At 57.9% G+C, this 15,634-nt stretch carries 15 protein-coding genes and 3 tRNA genes; 8 read left to right on the forward strand and 10 right to left on the reverse strand.

Annotation, left to right across the window (positions count from 1 at the left end; all coding sequences use genetic code 11):
• The first annotated feature begins 3 nt into the window (after positions 1 to 3).
• The gene (sodX, locus tag SIB83_RS03400) at positions 4 to 381 is read left to right on the forward strand and encodes a nickel-type superoxide dismutase maturation protease (RefSeq protein WP_413403643.1); all 378 of its coding nucleotides are present in this window, start codon (positions 4 to 6) and stop codon (positions 379 to 381) included.
• A gap of 1 nt (position 382) precedes the next feature.
• On the opposite strand, the gene trpC is transcribed toward sodX, so the two are convergent.
• The 6 genes from trpC to SIB83_RS03430 form a co-directional block, all read right to left on the reverse strand.
• Positions 383 to 1,267: an indole-3-glycerol phosphate synthase TrpC gene (gene trpC, locus SIB83_RS03405; protein ID WP_413746788.1), complete on the reverse strand. Its 885-nt coding sequence runs from the start codon at positions 1,265 to 1,267 to the stop codon at positions 383 to 385.
• Between the two features lie 21 nt (positions 1,268 to 1,288).
• Positions 1,289 to 2,737, reverse strand: coding sequence for a dihydrolipoyl dehydrogenase (gene lpdA / locus SIB83_RS03410; RefSeq protein ID WP_413746789.1), 1,449 nt, complete (start codon positions 2,735 to 2,737; stop codon positions 1,289 to 1,291).
• Positions 2,734 to 3,609 carry a TrmH family RNA methyltransferase gene (locus tag SIB83_RS03415; RefSeq protein ID WP_413746790.1) on the reverse strand — a complete coding sequence of 292 codons (876 nt, stop codon included), beginning with the start codon at positions 3,607 to 3,609 and terminating at the stop codon, positions 2,734 to 2,736. Before SIB83_RS03415 ends, lpdA begins: the two co-directional genes overlap by 4 nt.
• A 1-nt stretch (position 3,610) precedes the next feature.
• Positions 3,611 to 3,859 carry a hypothetical protein gene (locus SIB83_RS03420; protein WP_413403647.1) on the reverse strand — a complete coding sequence of 83 codons (249 nt, stop codon included), beginning with the start codon at positions 3,857 to 3,859 and terminating at the stop codon, positions 3,611 to 3,613.
• A 226-nt stretch (positions 3,860 to 4,085) separates the two neighbouring features.
• Entirely contained in the window at positions 4,086 to 4,376 is a 291-nt protein-coding gene (locus tag SIB83_RS03425) for a hypothetical protein (protein WP_413403648.1), read from the reverse strand.
• Between the two features lie 1,487 nt (positions 4,377 to 5,863).
• A tRNA-Leu gene (locus tag SIB83_RS03430) sits at positions 5,864 to 5,947 on the reverse strand.
• A gap of 144 nt (positions 5,948 to 6,091) precedes the next feature.
• On the opposite strand from SIB83_RS03430, the gene murA reads away from it, so the two are divergent.
• From murA to SIB83_RS03455, 5 genes are all read left to right on the forward strand, one after another.
• Positions 6,092 to 7,390 (forward strand): UDP-N-acetylglucosamine 1-carboxyvinyltransferase, encoded by a 1,299-nt coding sequence (murA, locus tag SIB83_RS03435; protein WP_413403649.1) that lies wholly within the window; start codon positions 6,092 to 6,094, stop codon positions 7,388 to 7,390.
• A gap of 38 nt (positions 7,391 to 7,428) precedes the next feature.
• Positions 7,429 to 7,510, forward strand: a tRNA-Leu gene (locus SIB83_RS03440).
• A gap of 111 nt (positions 7,511 to 7,621) precedes the next feature.
• Entirely contained in the window at positions 7,622 to 8,836 is a 1,215-nt protein-coding gene (locus SIB83_RS03445) for an aspartate aminotransferase family protein (protein WP_413746791.1), read from the forward strand.
• Positions 8,837 to 8,902: 66 nt separating this feature from the next.
• Positions 8,903 to 10,072, forward strand: coding sequence for a bifunctional folylpolyglutamate synthase/dihydrofolate synthase (locus SIB83_RS03450; RefSeq protein WP_413747276.1), 1,170 nt, complete (start codon positions 8,903 to 8,905; stop codon positions 10,070 to 10,072).
• 23 nt (positions 10,073 to 10,095) lie between these two features.
• Complete coding sequence (locus SIB83_RS03455) at positions 10,096 to 10,623, forward strand: pentapeptide repeat-containing protein (RefSeq protein WP_413746792.1); 528 nt, start codon at positions 10,096 to 10,098, stop codon at positions 10,621 to 10,623.
• Here the strand turns inward: SIB83_RS03455 and SIB83_RS03460 are convergent.
• Genes SIB83_RS03460 through SIB83_RS03470 form a run of 3 tightly spaced genes read right to left on the reverse strand, consistent with a single transcriptional unit; the run spans position 10,613 to position 13,634 of the window.
• Positions 10,613 to 11,944, reverse strand: a complete 1,332-nt coding sequence (locus SIB83_RS03460) for an FAD-binding oxidoreductase (protein ID WP_413746793.1) — start codon at positions 11,942 to 11,944, stop codon at positions 10,613 to 10,615. The genes SIB83_RS03455 and SIB83_RS03460 overlap by 11 nt on opposite strands.
• Positions 11,945 to 11,962: 18 nt before the next feature.
• On the reverse strand, positions 11,963 to 13,189 hold the full coding sequence (locus SIB83_RS03465) for an amidohydrolase family protein (protein WP_413746794.1): 1,227 nt from the start codon (positions 13,187 to 13,189) through the stop codon (positions 11,963 to 11,965).
• A 16-nt stretch (positions 13,190 to 13,205) separates the two neighbouring features.
• Entirely contained in the window at positions 13,206 to 13,634 is a 429-nt protein-coding gene (locus SIB83_RS03470; RefSeq protein WP_413403654.1) for a DUF4359 domain-containing protein, read from the reverse strand.
• A gap of 44 nt (positions 13,635 to 13,678) precedes the next feature.
• Between SIB83_RS03470 and SIB83_RS03475 the strand changes: the two genes are divergently transcribed.
• Positions 13,679 to 13,751 (forward strand) — tRNA-His (locus SIB83_RS03475).
• A gap of 28 nt (positions 13,752 to 13,779) precedes the next feature.
• Here the strand turns inward: SIB83_RS03475 and SIB83_RS03480 are convergent.
• Positions 13,780 to 14,811 (reverse strand): DUF1611 domain-containing protein, encoded by a 1,032-nt coding sequence (locus SIB83_RS03480; protein WP_413747277.1) that lies wholly within the window; start codon positions 14,809 to 14,811, stop codon positions 13,780 to 13,782.
• Positions 14,812 to 15,114: 303 nt separating this feature from the next.
• On the opposite strand from SIB83_RS03480, the gene SIB83_RS03485 reads away from it, so the two are divergent.
• On the forward strand, positions 15,115 to 15,315 hold the full coding sequence (locus tag SIB83_RS03485) for a hypothetical protein (RefSeq protein ID WP_413403655.1): 201 nt from the start codon (positions 15,115 to 15,117) through the stop codon (positions 15,313 to 15,315).
• The last annotated feature ends 319 nt before the right edge of the window (positions 15,316 to 15,634 follow it).

The raw sequence follows: 15,634 nt of genomic DNA on the forward strand, positions 1-15,634 counted from the left end.
TCTGTGAACACCCCACTGCCAGCGGCGGGTCTCAAGGACCTGCTGCTGTTTTTTTTGGGGAGGCGAAGACTGTTCCAGGTGGAGGGGAACTCAATGCTGCCGAGTTTTCCCCCCGGACAACGCCTGCTTGTGAAGATGTTGCCGAAAAGCGGCAAATCTCCATCACCCGGAAGTGTGGTGATCTGCCGTCACCCCAATGACACCAATCTGGTGCTCACAAAACGTGTCTGGCAATCGAACGGTGACTGGCTTGAGCTCAGGGGCGATAACCCTGCAGCCAGCACTGACAGCCGACAGTTCGGAAAGGTACCGCTGAACAGTGTGATCGGAGTGGCGACCGCTGTGATTGCTTCGCCTGGGGGAAGATCAGAGCGGCAGTGACTCAGCCGGAGATCAGTGTGCGCAGACCTTGCTCAACATTCTCCTGACGCATCAGTGCTTCTCCCACCAACACTGCGGCAGCACCGGCAGTTTGCACACGATCGAGATCCGCTCGCAGGAACAGACCCGACTCACTCACGAGCAACGCGCCCTGGGCCTTCAAGTCGTTTTCAAACTGTTTGGCTAGTTGCTCTGTAGTGGAGAGGTCGGTCTCAAAACTGGTGAGATCCCTGTTGTTGACTCCAATCAATGGGAAACCACCAAGAGCGAGAACCCGCTGCAGTTCTTGCTCGTCGTGCACTTCCACCAGAACCGTGAGTCTGATCGCCGCGGCCACTTTCTGCAGATAGGTGAGATCCTGATCCGTGAGAATGCCGGCGATCAACAGTGCTGCATCAGCGCCGGCGGCACGTGCCTGATACAGCTGGTGGGGGCTGAGGATGAAGTCTTTGCAGAGCAACGGCACATCCACGGCTTCCCGCACGGCGACCAGCACATCAAAACCACCTTGGAAGAAGGTCTTGTCGGTCAACACAGACAGGCAGCTGGCACCACCGGCCACATAGGAGCGTGCGATCGCCTCAGGATCGAAATCCTCACGAATCACCCCTTTGCTGGGGCTTGCCTTTTTGACCTCAGCGATCACGGCTGGAAGAACCGGAGCCGAACGCAGAGCTCCCAAAAAATCTCTTGAGCCAGGCAGTTCAGCAACACGTGCTTTCAGCTGAGCAAGCGGCATGCGCTGACGCGCGACCTCGATTTCCCGATCCTTCTCCCAGACGATTTTCTCCAGGATGTTGCGAGGCTCACTCTCCTGATGAGGAATTGCATATTCGAGATGAGCAACCTGAACCTTGGGGTTGGGCGGACGACGACGGATCTCCATGTAAGGAATAGCGGGGTGGGATCAGGCAGCGGCAGTGAGGGAGGCGGCGGCTTGCTTGTAAGCCACTTCAACGACTTCGCTGAGGGTCGGGTGGGTATGCACTTCGGTGGCCAGCTGGCGCACACTCTGACGACGGGCCACCGCGTTGGAGACCTCCTGAATCAGATCGGCGGCATGAAGACCGTAAATATGAGCTCCGAGAACCTCACCGGTGAGCTTGTTGAAGAGCAGCTTCATCAGACCATCACTCTCCAGTTCGGCCAGAGCTTTGGAGTTGGCCTTGAAGTAGCTGCGAACCACTCCGAGCTCAAAACCCTGATCGGCTGATTGCTGCTTGGCATCAGCTTCACTGAGACCGACGGAACTGATTTCCGGGTGTGTGAACGTGGCTGCAGGAATACTGCGGTAGTCGATCTCACGGGTGTGGCCAAGGATGTTGTCCACCGCCACCGTGCCCTGAGCAGCGGCGGTGTGGGCCAGCATCAGCTTGCCGGTCACATCACCGACAGCCCACAGGTGAGACACCGGCTGGCCACCGGCAAGAACGCGCATGCCGTCGTCGATGGGGACGAATCCCCTGTTGGTTTCAACACCCAAGGCCTCGAGATTGAGCCCCTTGCTGCTGGGAACACGACCCGTGGCCACCAACACTGCATCGACCTCCAGGGTCTCAACGGGTTCACGGGTCTGCATATCCACCAACTCGATCACAGTGGGTGAGCCTGGCTTGATTGACTTGGCCAGCACGCCGGAGCGGGCATCGATGTCGCGGCTGTCAATCAGCTTGCGAGCGGCAAGCTTGGCGATGTCTGGATCGAAAGTGGGCATCACCCGGTCCAGGGCCTCGATCATGGTCACCTCGCATCCGAGCGCGGTGTACACGTCGGCGAACTCCAGACCGATGTACCCGCTGCCGATAATGGCGATCCAGCGTGGAAGCCATTCCAGGTTCACGGCCTCATCGCTGGTGAACACACTGCGTCCATCCGTTTCGATACCGGGCGGAACGAAAGGATCGGACCCGGTGGCGATAATCACATCACGAGCCGAGAGAGTCCTGTCGACACCACTGATCTCACGGACTCCGACCCTCTGTGAAGCATCCAGACGTCCCTGACCGCGGATGATGGTGACACCAGCCCTCTCAAGGGTCTTGGTGAGGTTGCTGCGGATCGCTGCCACCAGATCATTGGCATGATCGGCGATTTTCTGACGTTCGAAACGCACGGGTGCGGCATGAATACCGAAACTGGACAGGTGCTTGGCATCGGCAAGTTCCCGCACCCGGCCTGAGGCGGCCAGCAGAGCTTTGGAGGGCACACAACCGCGATTGACGCAGGTTCCGCCCATGTCGCGTGACTCAACGATCGCCACCTTCAGGCCGTGATCAGCGGCATGCTTGGCCGCGTCGAAACCGCCATAACCGGCACCGATCACGATCACATCGAAGTCGAAACTGGCGTCGCTCACCCGGAAAGCTGCATGGAGACAGTCATTGTCGCCCGCCGGCGTTCCAAAAGGAGAGGAACTGCTGCAGAGGCCACGTTGAGGGACTCAACCTGGCTGCTGTGCGGAAGTGTGACCCCGTGGCTGCAGCAGGCCTGCAGCGATGGATGCAGCCCCGCCGCCTCATTGCCGAGCAGCAACACGGTGGGTCGGCACCAATCCAGCTGCCAATAGGGAATCACGGGCATTCCAGCCCCTGAATCAGGCACCAGCGCCGCCACCACCTGAAGGCCACGATCACGGGCTGCGTTGAGCATGTCGGTCAACTGCTCAACGCCGACTGCATCGGTGGGACCCAGCCGCTTGAGCGGCAGGCGCAGCACTGCTCCGGCAGCGGATCGCACCACTTTTGGAGCAAGAGGATCAGCGCCGGCCGCAAGCCAGACCTCTTCGACATCGGCTGCCAATGCGGTGCGCAGCAATGTGCCCACATTGCCGGGGTCCTGCACGCGATCGAGCGCCAGCACAAACGAAGGGGCTTCAGCGGACACCGGCAGCCGGGCGATCGGCCACAAACAGGCAACACCGTCGGGGTTAACCGTTGACAGGGCTGCTCTGAGGGCTTCATCAGCCATCGGCTGAAGAGCGATCTGACCCGCCAGCCGATCAATCAGATGCTGATGCGAATTCAGCCAGGCGGGTGTGGCGATCACCTTGACAGGATCGGCGTTCCGTCTTGGCTGCGACAGCAGTTCCTGGACCTGATGGGTTCCTTCAAGCAGGAGATGACCGTCCTGCTGACGTCCCGAGGACGTCGCCAGAGAGCGAAGACGCCGAACAAGGGGATTTCGACGACTGGTGATCAGATCAACGCCCGATCCTTGAACCTCGTTCACCTCAGAAGCTGGTGTGCTTGCGCACTTTCAATCCATCGTGAAGGCTGAGTTCGCTGCCCTCAATATCAACACCGTTGACTGAGGCAATTTCTCCCTTGATTCCTTCGGCTGAGAGGTTCTCAACCAGTTTCTTGATGACCTGATCTTCGACTGCGGCCTGATCAACCTTGTCTGGAGTGAGAGCTTCCAGAAACTTTCCCACTTTTGATGCCACAACCTCTGATGAGTTGGAGATCTTCAGAACAATCATGGGCAACGGTTAAAGCCTTCTCTGCTCAAGATAGTCCTGCTCACTATTACTGTCTATACTCTTTCAGGGCTACAGCATATTTTCGAGGCAAATAAACATTTTACCAACATCTTGATAGCACTATAAAAACTAAAGCTTCACTTAGCTTCTGCCAATTTTTCTCTGCTTCGCAAGAAAAGCAGGAAATATCTGCTGGCAAAAGATTAACCCAAGCAGATGAAAAGCTTTATTTGTAATGAAAATGCTCTACAATTTTCCACTCACCACGCTTTCCGTCTGCGTCTTCAAAAGTTTCATTCTGAATCTCTCCATTCTCAAAACCAATAATCTGGCTCGTATTATCTTCCTCCAAGCAATAGCGAGACGTGATGACGCTGTCTACATTAACCGCTGGCTTATTGACCCAATCCTCTTCTTCTCCCCACTCAATGTATTTAACCTCAAACAGCTTCTTCTCTTCACTTTCCCATTGACTGCAGGCGCTTTCCGCTTCCTGCTTTGTTCCGTAAGTCTGCAATGGGTTACTGCAACTGATTAGCCCCAGCACTAGAAGGAATACTGATAATTTCCGCATTGATTGAACGTGTTTTTTTCAATGTAGCTGTCGCATGGATTTTGACAAAAACCGCTCAATCTGTGTGCAACAGCAATCAACGCAGCAGAGAGCCTGACGGGCAAGCCTGCACTTTCAGGACGAACCGGGCGGCAGTGTTGGATGTACACGCAAGCGGCCCATCAGTGGAATGCAGGCCAGACGTGGCTCACAACATATTTTCTGACTATCTTTGATTAAATCATCAAGTCCTAGCCATGACGATGTTTAGAGTGGAAGCAAGAATGGGGTACTACATACTTATTGGAACAGTCCTTTTCATCGGCAGTTACTTTTTAATCAGCTATATCTTCACAAGACTGGCCATTACCAATTCATTCCTGCAAATCCTGCTTTCAATAGCAATCGTGTCCGCCGCTACCAGCTTACTGGTATTCACAACCAAAAAGACATGGAAAAAGACTGATTGGGACAGATAACGATTGGCCCCAACTCCCTTTTTCACAGACTGAATCTGATAATAAAGTCTCTGCAAGATAATTGCAATTTCAACCAATTACTAATCAACAAAGAGCACAGCCTGATCTCCTGCAGAGGCTGGGTGAACCCATAACGCAAAGGTTTCATCAAGGCAATCCTTGAAACGGATCAGAAAAGATCGTATTTGGCAAAATATTAAGACGATGCCCTACGATTTCAATTCGCTTCTTATATCTTTCGAAGATTGCATTCCATTAGGAGATTCTTTGTTCTTTTGCTGATTAAAAATGACTACTGCAGCAGCAATCGCCAGGATGATGACATATCTAAGATACTGTTCTTTGTTCATTCACCCAGCCTGTTGATGATCACTCTTAGCCCTGGTCAATTGCCATCAATGTTCAACAAAACTATCTGAGGGCCTTTCCATTGGCCTTGGCCCAGCTCGAACCCCCGCGCCTTCTGCACAGCCCCAGAAATGCAGAAAGCGCTTCTAGAGAAGGATGATTACTGCTTACCAGTCAAGGCAATTAGCTGATCCGACCGGGCTGAGAGCTGGGCAGCAATAATAAATACTAACCAACAGCAGTCCTGACTTATTCTCAACAACAGGTCCTTATTGAGAGCGGCCTCTCAATCTCACACGCGATCTGTTGGCTTTGAGGAACAACACAACCTGATCCCGATAGTGCAAAGGGTTGCAACCAATACATCTGATACAAGATTAGACAAGACTCGGCGAGACACCAGCCAAGGCAACGACTGATGAACTTTCAACTCTTCTCCACTGTCACAAGACTGTTCGTTAGCGTGCCTAGCTGATACGACTAGCCATCAATATTATTAAGGATAGGAAGTCTGATTAAGAGTAATAAATAGCGGTGCACTTTATCTAGCAATTGTCAAAAGCTACATACTGTGTGCCGACAAGCTCGCCTTATTGAAGACCCCAGTTTTATCAACTGATTTGATGCGGATGGGGAGACTTGAACTCCCACGACATTGCTGCCACTAGTACCTGAAACTAGCGCGTCTACCAATTCCGCCACATCCGCTGGCGTGCGTCGCAAAGCGACCCGTGAAACATACGACATCGGCACTCGGACAACGTGAGATTCGCCAAGACAGTTTGGGGGCCGGCCGTCTAGACGGTCTCAGGCATACTCGTCAAGATAAGCATTCGGCAAGAAATAACAGGGATGGCAGCCGCGGCGCCCGCGTCTCAAGACGTTCTCAAACCTCATCTTGAGATCCAGGGCGGAAACAAGCTGCATGGAGAATTGCGCGTCAGCGGCGCCAAGAATTCCGCCCTTGTTCTGATGACCGCGTCTCTGCTGACGGAGGACACACTCACTCTCAACAATGTCCCTCCTCTGACCGACATCGATGGCATGGAGAGCATCCTGGTCTCGATGGGCGTGAAAGTTCGGCGCAGTGGTGAGACAGTCCAGCTTCAGGCCTCCAAGCTCACCAGCGCTGAACCTCCCTACGAACTGGTCAACGGTCTCAGAGCAAGCTTTTTCGCGATCGGCTCGATCCTCGCTCGCATGGGTCATGCCAGGGTCCCCCTGCCCGGAGGATGTCGGATCGGCGCGCGTCCTGTTGTGGAACACATCCGCGGCTTAAAAGCTCTCGGCGCTGTGGTCAGCGTTGACCATGGCGTGGTGTCAGCCTCAGTCGCAGGAGGACGCAATCGCCTCACCAGTGCCTCGATCGTTCTCGACTGCCCCAGCGTCGGCGCCACTGAAACAATTCTGATGGCCGCAAGCCTGGCGGAAGGGACCAGTGTGATTGAAAACGCTGCTCAGGAGCCTGAAGTTCAGGACCTGGCCAACCTGCTGAATGCCATGGGGGCCCGCATCAGTGGTGCAGGTGGTCCATCCATCACCGTTGAAGGTGTAGAGCGGCTGCACGGTTGCGACTGGACGGTGATTCCGGACAGGATTGAAGCCGGTACCTTTTTGCTGGCTGCAGCAATCACTCGCTCGACATTACGCGTCGCCCCCCTGATTCCTGATCACCTCAGCTCCGTTCTTCAGAAACTGCGCGACTGCGGCTGCGATCTCGAGATCGATGGTGATGGCATCGTCATCACACCCGGCCTCATCAAAGGGACTGACATCACCACACAACCTTTCCCAGGATTCCCGACCGATCTTCAGGCACCGTTCATGTCCCTGCTGGCTACAGCCGAGGGCACAAGCGTGATCACCGAAAAGATTTATGAGAACCGCATGCAGCATGTTGCAGAGCTGCAGCGCATGGGTGCAGCCATCCGTGTCCAGGGCAACGCAGCTGTGGTTGAGGGTGTGCCCTGCCTCAGTGGAGCGCCTGTGAACGGCACCGATCTGCGCGCTTCTGCCGCCATGGTGCTTGCAGGCCTGGTGGCCAAGGGCAGAACGCAGGTGAGTGGGCTGAACCATCTCGACCGCGGCTACGCCGGCATTGAGGCGAAACTCACGGCCAGCGGAGCGTCACTGGAACGGCACTCTTCCTGAAACGCTTCCCGGAACTGCATCCACTAAACTCAAAATGCGGGAGCGTGGCGGAATTGGTAGACGCAGCGCACTCAAAATGCGCCGCCTTCGGGTTTGTCGGTTCAAGTCCGACCGCTCCTATTGATCTTCAAGGTCCCTAACAGGATTGAGCTCACAATGACCAAGTGGGCAGTGCCTTGAGAGACAATGACAATGTCCTTGACGCCTCCAGGGAACAGCCCTGAACAACCCATGGTGGAGCCAGCGCGCCCGTCCGAGGCGGTGATGGGGACCTACAACCGCTTCGCACTCTCCATCCAGCGCGGAAAAGGCTGTTGGGTCTGGGATGAAAAAAGCCGTCGCCATCTCGATGCCGTGGCTGGCATCGCCACCTGCACGCTGGGGCACAGCAACAGAGCCATGCGCAAGGCTCTCAGCGGACAGCTGCGTAAGCTGCAGCACGTCTCCAATCTCTACCAAATTCCTGAACAGGAAGCACTGGCGAAGTGGTTGGTCAGCAACAGCTGCGCAGACAGCGTCTTCTTCTGCAATTCAGGCGCTGAAGCCAATGAAGCAGCGATCAAGCTGGCTCGGAAACACGGCCATCTGGATCGAGGCATTGAACGCCCCGTGATCATCACGGCTGCTGCAAGCTTTCATGGACGCACCCTCGCAGCCGTTAGCGCCACTGGACAACCCAGGTACCACCAAGGATTTGAACCGATGGTGGAGGGTTTCGAATTCTTCCGGTACAACGATCTCGCTGATTTCGAGCAGCTGCTCGAGCGCCTCGAACAGCATGGTCCTCGCGTGGCAGCAGTGCTGATCGAACCCCTTCAGGGGGAAGGAGGCGTGAATCCTGGTGATCCCGAGGTCATGAAGGCCATTCGCAAGCACTGCGATCAACGCAACATCCTGCTGATCTTCGATGAAGTGCAGGTGGGAATGGGCCGAACCGGCTCGCTCTGGGGTTATGAACAGCTTGGCGTTCGCCCTGATGCACTCACCCTGGCCAAAGGACTGGGCGGAGGGCATGCCGTGGGAGCACTGTTGGTGCAACAACACGCCGATGTCTTCGAACCCGGCGACCACGCAAGCACCTTCGGCGGCAATCCTTTCGCCTGTCAGGCCGGTCTGACGGTGGCGAGCGAAATTGAAAAGCGCAATCTGCTGCGCAATGTGCGCGAACGGGGCGCCCAGCTTCATGCAGGCCTCGACAGGCTCGTGGCACATTTCCCTGATGCTTTGGAGGGCTCGCGTGGCTGGGGGCTGATTCAGGGCCTGGTCCTGAGACAGGACTGTGGAATCACCGCTCTGGACGTTGTCAAGGCAGCTCTGGAGGAACAGCTGCTTGTGGTGCCCGCAGGCGCTCAGGTGGTGCGCATGGTGCCCGCTCTGGTGATCAACGCCCGAGAGATCCAGGCGCTGCTGACGCGGCTTGAACGAGCCCTGAGCCGCATCAGCTGAGTGGCTCGGCCTGGCCATCCAGCTCACGAACTGAGTGATCTGCTGCCTCGCTTTGACGTGCGTGGCATGGATCTGTCGCTGGACAGGATGATGAATGCTCTGGAACAGCTGCAGCGACCTGCGCAATCAATTCCTGCCGTTCAGGTCGTGGGCACCAACGGCAAGGGATCCATCGCCTGCCTGATCCACCATGGGTTGATGGAGGCCGGACTGCGCTCAGGCCTGACCACATCACCCCACCTGGTGAGCTGGTGTGAACGCATCCGCATCAACGACCAGTTGATCGCAATTACAGACCTGCGACAGAGGCTCGAGCAGCTGCGACCGGTGACGGACCAATGCCGCCTAACACCGTTTGAGCAGCTGATCTGCACTGCACTGCTTCACTTTGAATCCCGGAAACCCGACTGGCTGGTTCTCGAAGCAGGGCTGGGAGGCCGGCTGGATGCCACCACTGCCCACAGCTTGCGACCCCTGATTGCGGTGGCATCGATCGGCATGGACCACCGCGAGCATCTGGGCCCCAACCTCCAGGCCATTGCTGCAGAGAAAGCCGCGGCCATCGGTGAGGGTGCTCACGTGATCAGTGCAACCCAGAAACCGGAGGTGTCTATGGTGCTCGAACAACAGGTGCAGAAGATGAACGGCACCCTGCAGTGGGTCGATGCCCTGGATGAAAGCTGGACCCTGGGCCTGTCAGGGGCTTTTCAGAAACGCAACGGCGCTGTGGCTGAAGCCGCACTGCAGTGGATGAGCACACGCAGTGAGCCGATCTCAAACCAAGCCATCCGTTCAGGCTTCGCCGCTGCACGCTGGCCCGGTCGCCTGCAATGGATGCGCTGGCGGGGCCGCAGGCTGCGCGTGGACGGAGCACACAATCCAGCTGCCGCCATCGTGCTGGCGAGGGAACGCTGCCTCTGGTCAGCCGGAGGCAGGCGGCAGATCTGGATCCTGGCGATCCAGGCACAGAAACAGGCTCCTGAGATGCTGCAACAGCTGCTCGGATCTGAAGATGAAGCCTGGATTGTGCCGGTGCCAGGCCATCGCAGCTGGAGCCTGGAGCAACTGCGGCAAGCACTGCCAGTGAAGGCTCATCAACTGAAATCAGCGAACAGTGCTCTCCAGGCGCTCGATGACCTGCTTGACCAGGGCTGGCCCGAATCCGCCCCGGTGATCGCAGGATCGTTGTATCTGATCGGCCATCTGATGGAAAACGGCATAGTGGAGGCAGAGTGATCGTCAAGCTCCTCGCTGGAATCATGAGATCGCTGCTCAAGCTGATTGCTGCACTCGCCTTGGTGGTGTCCTGGCTGACACCGCTTGCTGTGTCAGCCCTTGATACCTCTGCGGGAGTGGGCCTCCAGGACAGGGCACTGTTTCAGGACCGGGTGGATTACACCCTTACCAATCAAAGCGACGCTGACTTTCATGACCAGCAGTTGACCAACACCTCCTTTGCCGGAGCGGTTGGGCGCGGTGCTGATTTCAGCGGCGCCAACCTGCATGGAGCGATCTTCACGCAGGGAGCTTTCGCCGAGGCTGATTTTCATGGAGCTGACCTCAGCGATTCGCTGATGGACCGGGCCGACTTCACGCGCACTGATCTGCGCGATGCTCTCCTGATCGGAGTGATCGCCGCGGGCAGCAGCTTTGCAGGAGCCGATGTGGAAGGCGCTGACTTCAGCGACGCTCTGCTGGACCGGGACGATCAGCGCCGGCTCTGCCAGGTCGCGGAAGGCGTGAATCCCAGCACGGGTGTCTCCACCCGCGACAGCCTCAACTGCTGAACCCCCCAAGTTTTCCCGGATTGAGCAGTCCCGCGGGGTCGTAACGGTGCTTGGTGGCCACCTGATCCCCATCCACCACGCCGAGACCGCCACCTTCCACGGTGAGCACATGCGGATTGAAGATCAGCGCGCCGAGATCTCGGCACTGCTGCATCAATTGCTCCAGTGCTTCAGGGCCACGCCAGCGCACCAGAGGCAGTGATGCGAGCCGCTGAACTCCCTGCTGCCTGACAGCTTCAAGGTGCCAGAGCAGATCCTCTCCCCAGTTCTGCTTAAGCGTGTCCAGACAATCGATCTCCGGTTGGGGAAGGAGCATCTGCAGATAGGTCCAGTCGGGCTCGCGCTGACGCAGGTGCAGCGTCGTGTGGTTCCAGCTCAGCTCCCGCAGACCATTGCCTTGGCGATCGGCCTCGGCCCCGAGATGGGTCAGAACAGCCCCCACCCCCGTCGCCAGCCGTTGAACCGTACTGACGGCATCGGGAGCAACCAACAGCAACAGGCGATCAGAAGGGCGCGGGGGCAGATCCCACGTGGGCAGCAACTCCACCACGGCTGCTTCAAGAACGCAGCAGAGATGCAGATCGATGGCCGCTGTACTGCAGCGTTTTGCCAGTTCAACGGCCGTCGTCCAATCCGGACAGTCCACGACCACTTCCTGCCAGTCAACACGGGGTGCCGTGGCCAGCCGCAGTGCCGTGATGATGCCGTTGGTGCCGTAGGCATGATTCAACGCCTCGGCATCACTTGCCTCAAGCTGCAGAACGCGCGGCTCTGGCTCCATAGTCACCACCTCCAGCCCAAGCAGGTGCCCGGGATCGCGAAGAAACCCCCAGCGCACGGAGCCGATGCCTCCCGAACCGCCGGCAATGAACCCACCGATTGTGGCGCTGCGCCAGGTGCTCGGCATCAGACGCAACTGACGGTCAAAACCAGCCAGCTCCCGGTTGAGGTCCTTCAGCAGACATCCACACTCAGCCACGGCGACACCGCTGAGCGGATCAATGGAACGTACCGCCCGAAGCTGGGTCATCACCATCACCACACCGGACTCGAGAGGCACGGATTGGCCGTAATTGCCCGTGCCCGATCCACGCAGGGTCAGAGGAACGCGATGCCTCCGGCAGGCCGATGCCACACCAACCACCGCCTCAACGGTGTCCGGCCGGACGACCAGCTCCGCCCGGCAATGGGCCAAACGCTGCTGAAGCACAGGCGAGTAGTCATAGGCATCGCGGGAAAACCGTTCCAGTTCCTCCGGCTGCGTCAACAACCTGAGGCCGGGGAGTGCCGACAGCTCAGTTCGCAGGGCATCGGGAAGCATCAGTTGGTCTTGAAGGCGCTACGCCTCATCCTGCACCCAATCTCCACCGGCAAGAACCCGGCGTCGGCAAGCCATCGCAAGCAACTCCGGCCAGCCAGCCTCTGGCAGATGAATCAGGTCCGCCGGTGCTCCGGCGCGCAATCGTCCGTCCCAATCCAGACCCATCAGACCCGTCGCATCGGTTCCGAAGGGCTTCAGGCCATGGTCATCCCAGGGTGCGAGCTGAGCCAGCGGCAGGCTCATGGCCATCAGTGCCAGGGGATCAAGCTGCCCGCCTGGATACCAGGGATCCTGAACGTTGTCACCTCCAACAGCCACAGGAATTCCGGCGCGTTGCAGCTGACGGATCGGCGCCAGCGGCCTGCACAGCGGAGTTTCATTGTCGCGATGACCGAGTAACCAGCCATTGGTGAGCGGCAGTGCCACCACCTGCAGGTTCTGGCGCGCCATGCGCGTTCCCAGCCGCCGTAGTGCACCCGCTGACAGCAGCGACAGGCTGCTGGCATGGCTGCAGGTGACAGGCACCGAAACAGTCATGCTTTCAAGCACTCGCAACAACTGGCGGACGCCCTCCGCAGGTTGGGAGGCTGCTTCATCAATGTGCAGATCCACCGGGCATCCGTGTCGATCCGCAAGCTCCAGCAGACGACGCAGAGCACGGCGCGTGGCCCGTCCTCTGCAGGGGGGTACCAGAACACCGCCGATCAGTCCGTCCACCTTGGCCACAGCAGCAGCCAGGTGCTCCCCCTCGGCCGTTGACCAGTGCTCAATCGGCACCAGAGCGACCAGCTGCAGCTCAATGCGTTCACGCCAGTGAGTGCGCAGATCGGAGAGCACCTCCCAGCTGTAGTGCGCGCCGGGTCCGAGGCTGTCGATGTGACTGCGCACGGCTCGTAAACCGTGTTGCCAGGCCAGTTGCAAACAGCGCTCTCCACGCTGCTCAACCTTTGCCGCCGTTCGGGTCTCGTGCTCCCTGAAGTTGGCCGCCAGTGCTCCTGAATACGTTCCCGCCGGATTGGGGTAGTCATTCCAGGAGAAGGCCTTGTCCAGATGGGCATGGGGTTCCACCAGTCTGGGCAGCACCAGACCCGTGGCCTCAGACATCACCTTCACAGACTGGATCCTGCTGCCGGACCAGGTGAGCTCAACGGGAATCAGCCCATCCTCACCAGCTGTGGCAGACGGCTCGGAACCCAGATCGAGCAGTGAGCGGGGACAGCGGGCTCTCAGTTCACCTGATGACAACGCAACCGTGCTGGGCTCATTCGAGTTTGCCGGCCTCCGAGCCGGTTTTGAGCACAACGAACTGCCCTGCAAGCCCAAGGCAGGTCACTGAGTAGCGCGGCAGCCTCAGGGCAGGCAAGAGGTTCTGACCACCGACAGTCGTGACATAAACACTGGCCAGCCCAAGATTCCAGCGACGGGTGAACTGGTCGGCCAGCAAGGCCAGCGTCTGCTCCTGGTCAGCGATCAAGCGAGGACAGTCACTGATCCAGAGCTGAAGCACCATCGGCAGGGTCTGACGCTCGCAGATCTCCTTGGTGGCCAGCTTCACCAGTGTTTCCCCGGCAAAAACCCTGTAATCCGCCCTTGTGGGATTGGTTAGGAACAATGCAGCACCACTTCCTGCCACGACCAGCACAGCTGCTGCCACTGTTGCTGAAGGCCAGCGCCATCGAGGCGAAGACATGCGGGTGTGACTGCAGGGCGAATTGATAGATTCTTACTGACGCGGCGGGCGTCGCCAAGTGGTTAAGGCAGCGGCTTGTGGCGCCGCTATTCGGGGGTTCGAATCCCCTCGCTCGCCCTTTCACCCCATTCAGCAGCCTTCCTGCTCAAGAGGTCATCAACGCCTGAAGCAGCTCTTCCGCTCCATGGCGGATGGGATCTTTGCAGGGAATTCCCAGACGTTCGCCGTACTGCTCGACGACTTCCGAAGCCTCCTGATCGTCCAGTCGTGCGGTGTTCAGTGCCAGTGCACGCACCTTGGGGCCTGCGGGGCTGCCGGCAGGCCGGGCGATGGCTGCCAGCGATTCGCAGATCGCAACAAGCTGCTCCAGAGGCGGTAAGGGGATATCCGGCAGCCGTTCAATGGTCGACTGCCGAGCGCGATGCACCATCATCAGCGCCGTTGGCTGACTTCCCCGCAACAACGGCAGGGTGGCCGTGGAACCGGGGTGGCAGAGCGAACCCTGACCTTCCACAAGCACCAGACCCTCCGGCGGCAGTGCCTGCGCAGCCGAAAGCACTGCTGTTTCCACGGCACCGGCGGCAAAATCAACCCGCACAGCATCAAGCGGGACCCCCTGACCACTAATCAGGATTCCCGCCTGACCGGTCCCCACAAAAGCGGAGGACACACCTGCGCGAACGGCAGCTTCATGCACAGCCAGACAGGCACTCATTTTGCCGACAGCCATGTCCGTTCCCACAGCCAGGATGCGCTGACAGGGGAGTCCCGCAGCGCGGGCTTTACCCACGCCGAGTCCGATCGGCTCACGACGCAGGTCCCAGATCCAGCGACCGGGGTGCAGCGCTGCCTGCAGCTCTAGGTCATCGTTCAGATAACTGTGCAGACCACTGGCGAGAGACAGACCGGCTTGGAGTGCCGCCAACACATCGGCTCTCACGACATCGGGTAATCCACCCCCTGAAGGAGCCAGACCGATCACAGCAGCCGCTGGTCCATGGGGAAGTGCTTCGGCCAGGTTGCGCACCACAGGCACTGACCTTGCAATCCCCGTCACGAGGTCAAGCCGCTGGCCTGCATGATCAGGATCGATGACGGCCACAATCGGGCCAGCTCGATGGCGCAACATCGCCAGTCCGGTTTTGCCCGTGAGAGACGACAGACCCCCGTGCTGCATCAGCACCAGCGGCAAAGTAGCGAAGCCTGCAGGGCACTGAGTGACGGATTCAAGACTCAAACGAACGGGCCCGGAGCTGAACCTGGATCTAGCAACGCCGGTCGAGCTCTAGGTGCAGCAAGGATGCAAAGACAGACGCTGAAACTTGATCAACGACAAGACGCTCGGATTTCTGCTCTGAGAAACTCCACCGCCACGCAACAAAAAACAATAACTCAATAAAAAGTCACGATCTTTTGTGTCAACAGACGGCCCAAAAGCAGGTTTTCGGGATTAATGACACAGAACACTGTAGAAACTTGATTGTCATTCACCGCCAAAAAATACTTTTGTGTTTTCAGGAATATCGAGCAGCTGGGCAGATTAATGTTCTATTCAAAAGGCTGCGTTTCTCTGGAGGCACTGCTCATGTCCAAAGGACTGAAAGAGGCAAGTTTTCTGGGTGCGACATTCCTTTTAGGCCTTGCCACCCTGGAGGCACTACTTCATTTTGCCGGCTTCTGAACAACGTTCTGGAACCAGAAGTCCGCTGCATCGGCAGTGAGTGAAGCTGCTTACACAACAGACTTTTGGAGAGCCATGATCGACTGAGCCTGGCGCAGTCCAATCAGACCTCTTAAAGAAACCAAGAATTGCACCGATGAGCAGCTTTCTTGAGCAACGCATTTCCGAGAGGCGCTGCTCCAGTAATCTGCTCCAACCCCCTGCAGACATTGCCTGCAAACAAAATTGTTCATGAACAGCAGGACTCATGAACAACAGACTTCATGCAGCGAATGAACAACACCCACGACGATCGAGCCGTCGGAGCCAGTTGTTTTGA

Origin of the sequence: Synechococcus sp. MIT S9507 (assembly GCF_047304715.1) — a bacterium.
GTDB lineage: Bacteria > Cyanobacteriota > Cyanobacteriia > PCC-6307 > Cyanobiaceae > Synechococcus_C.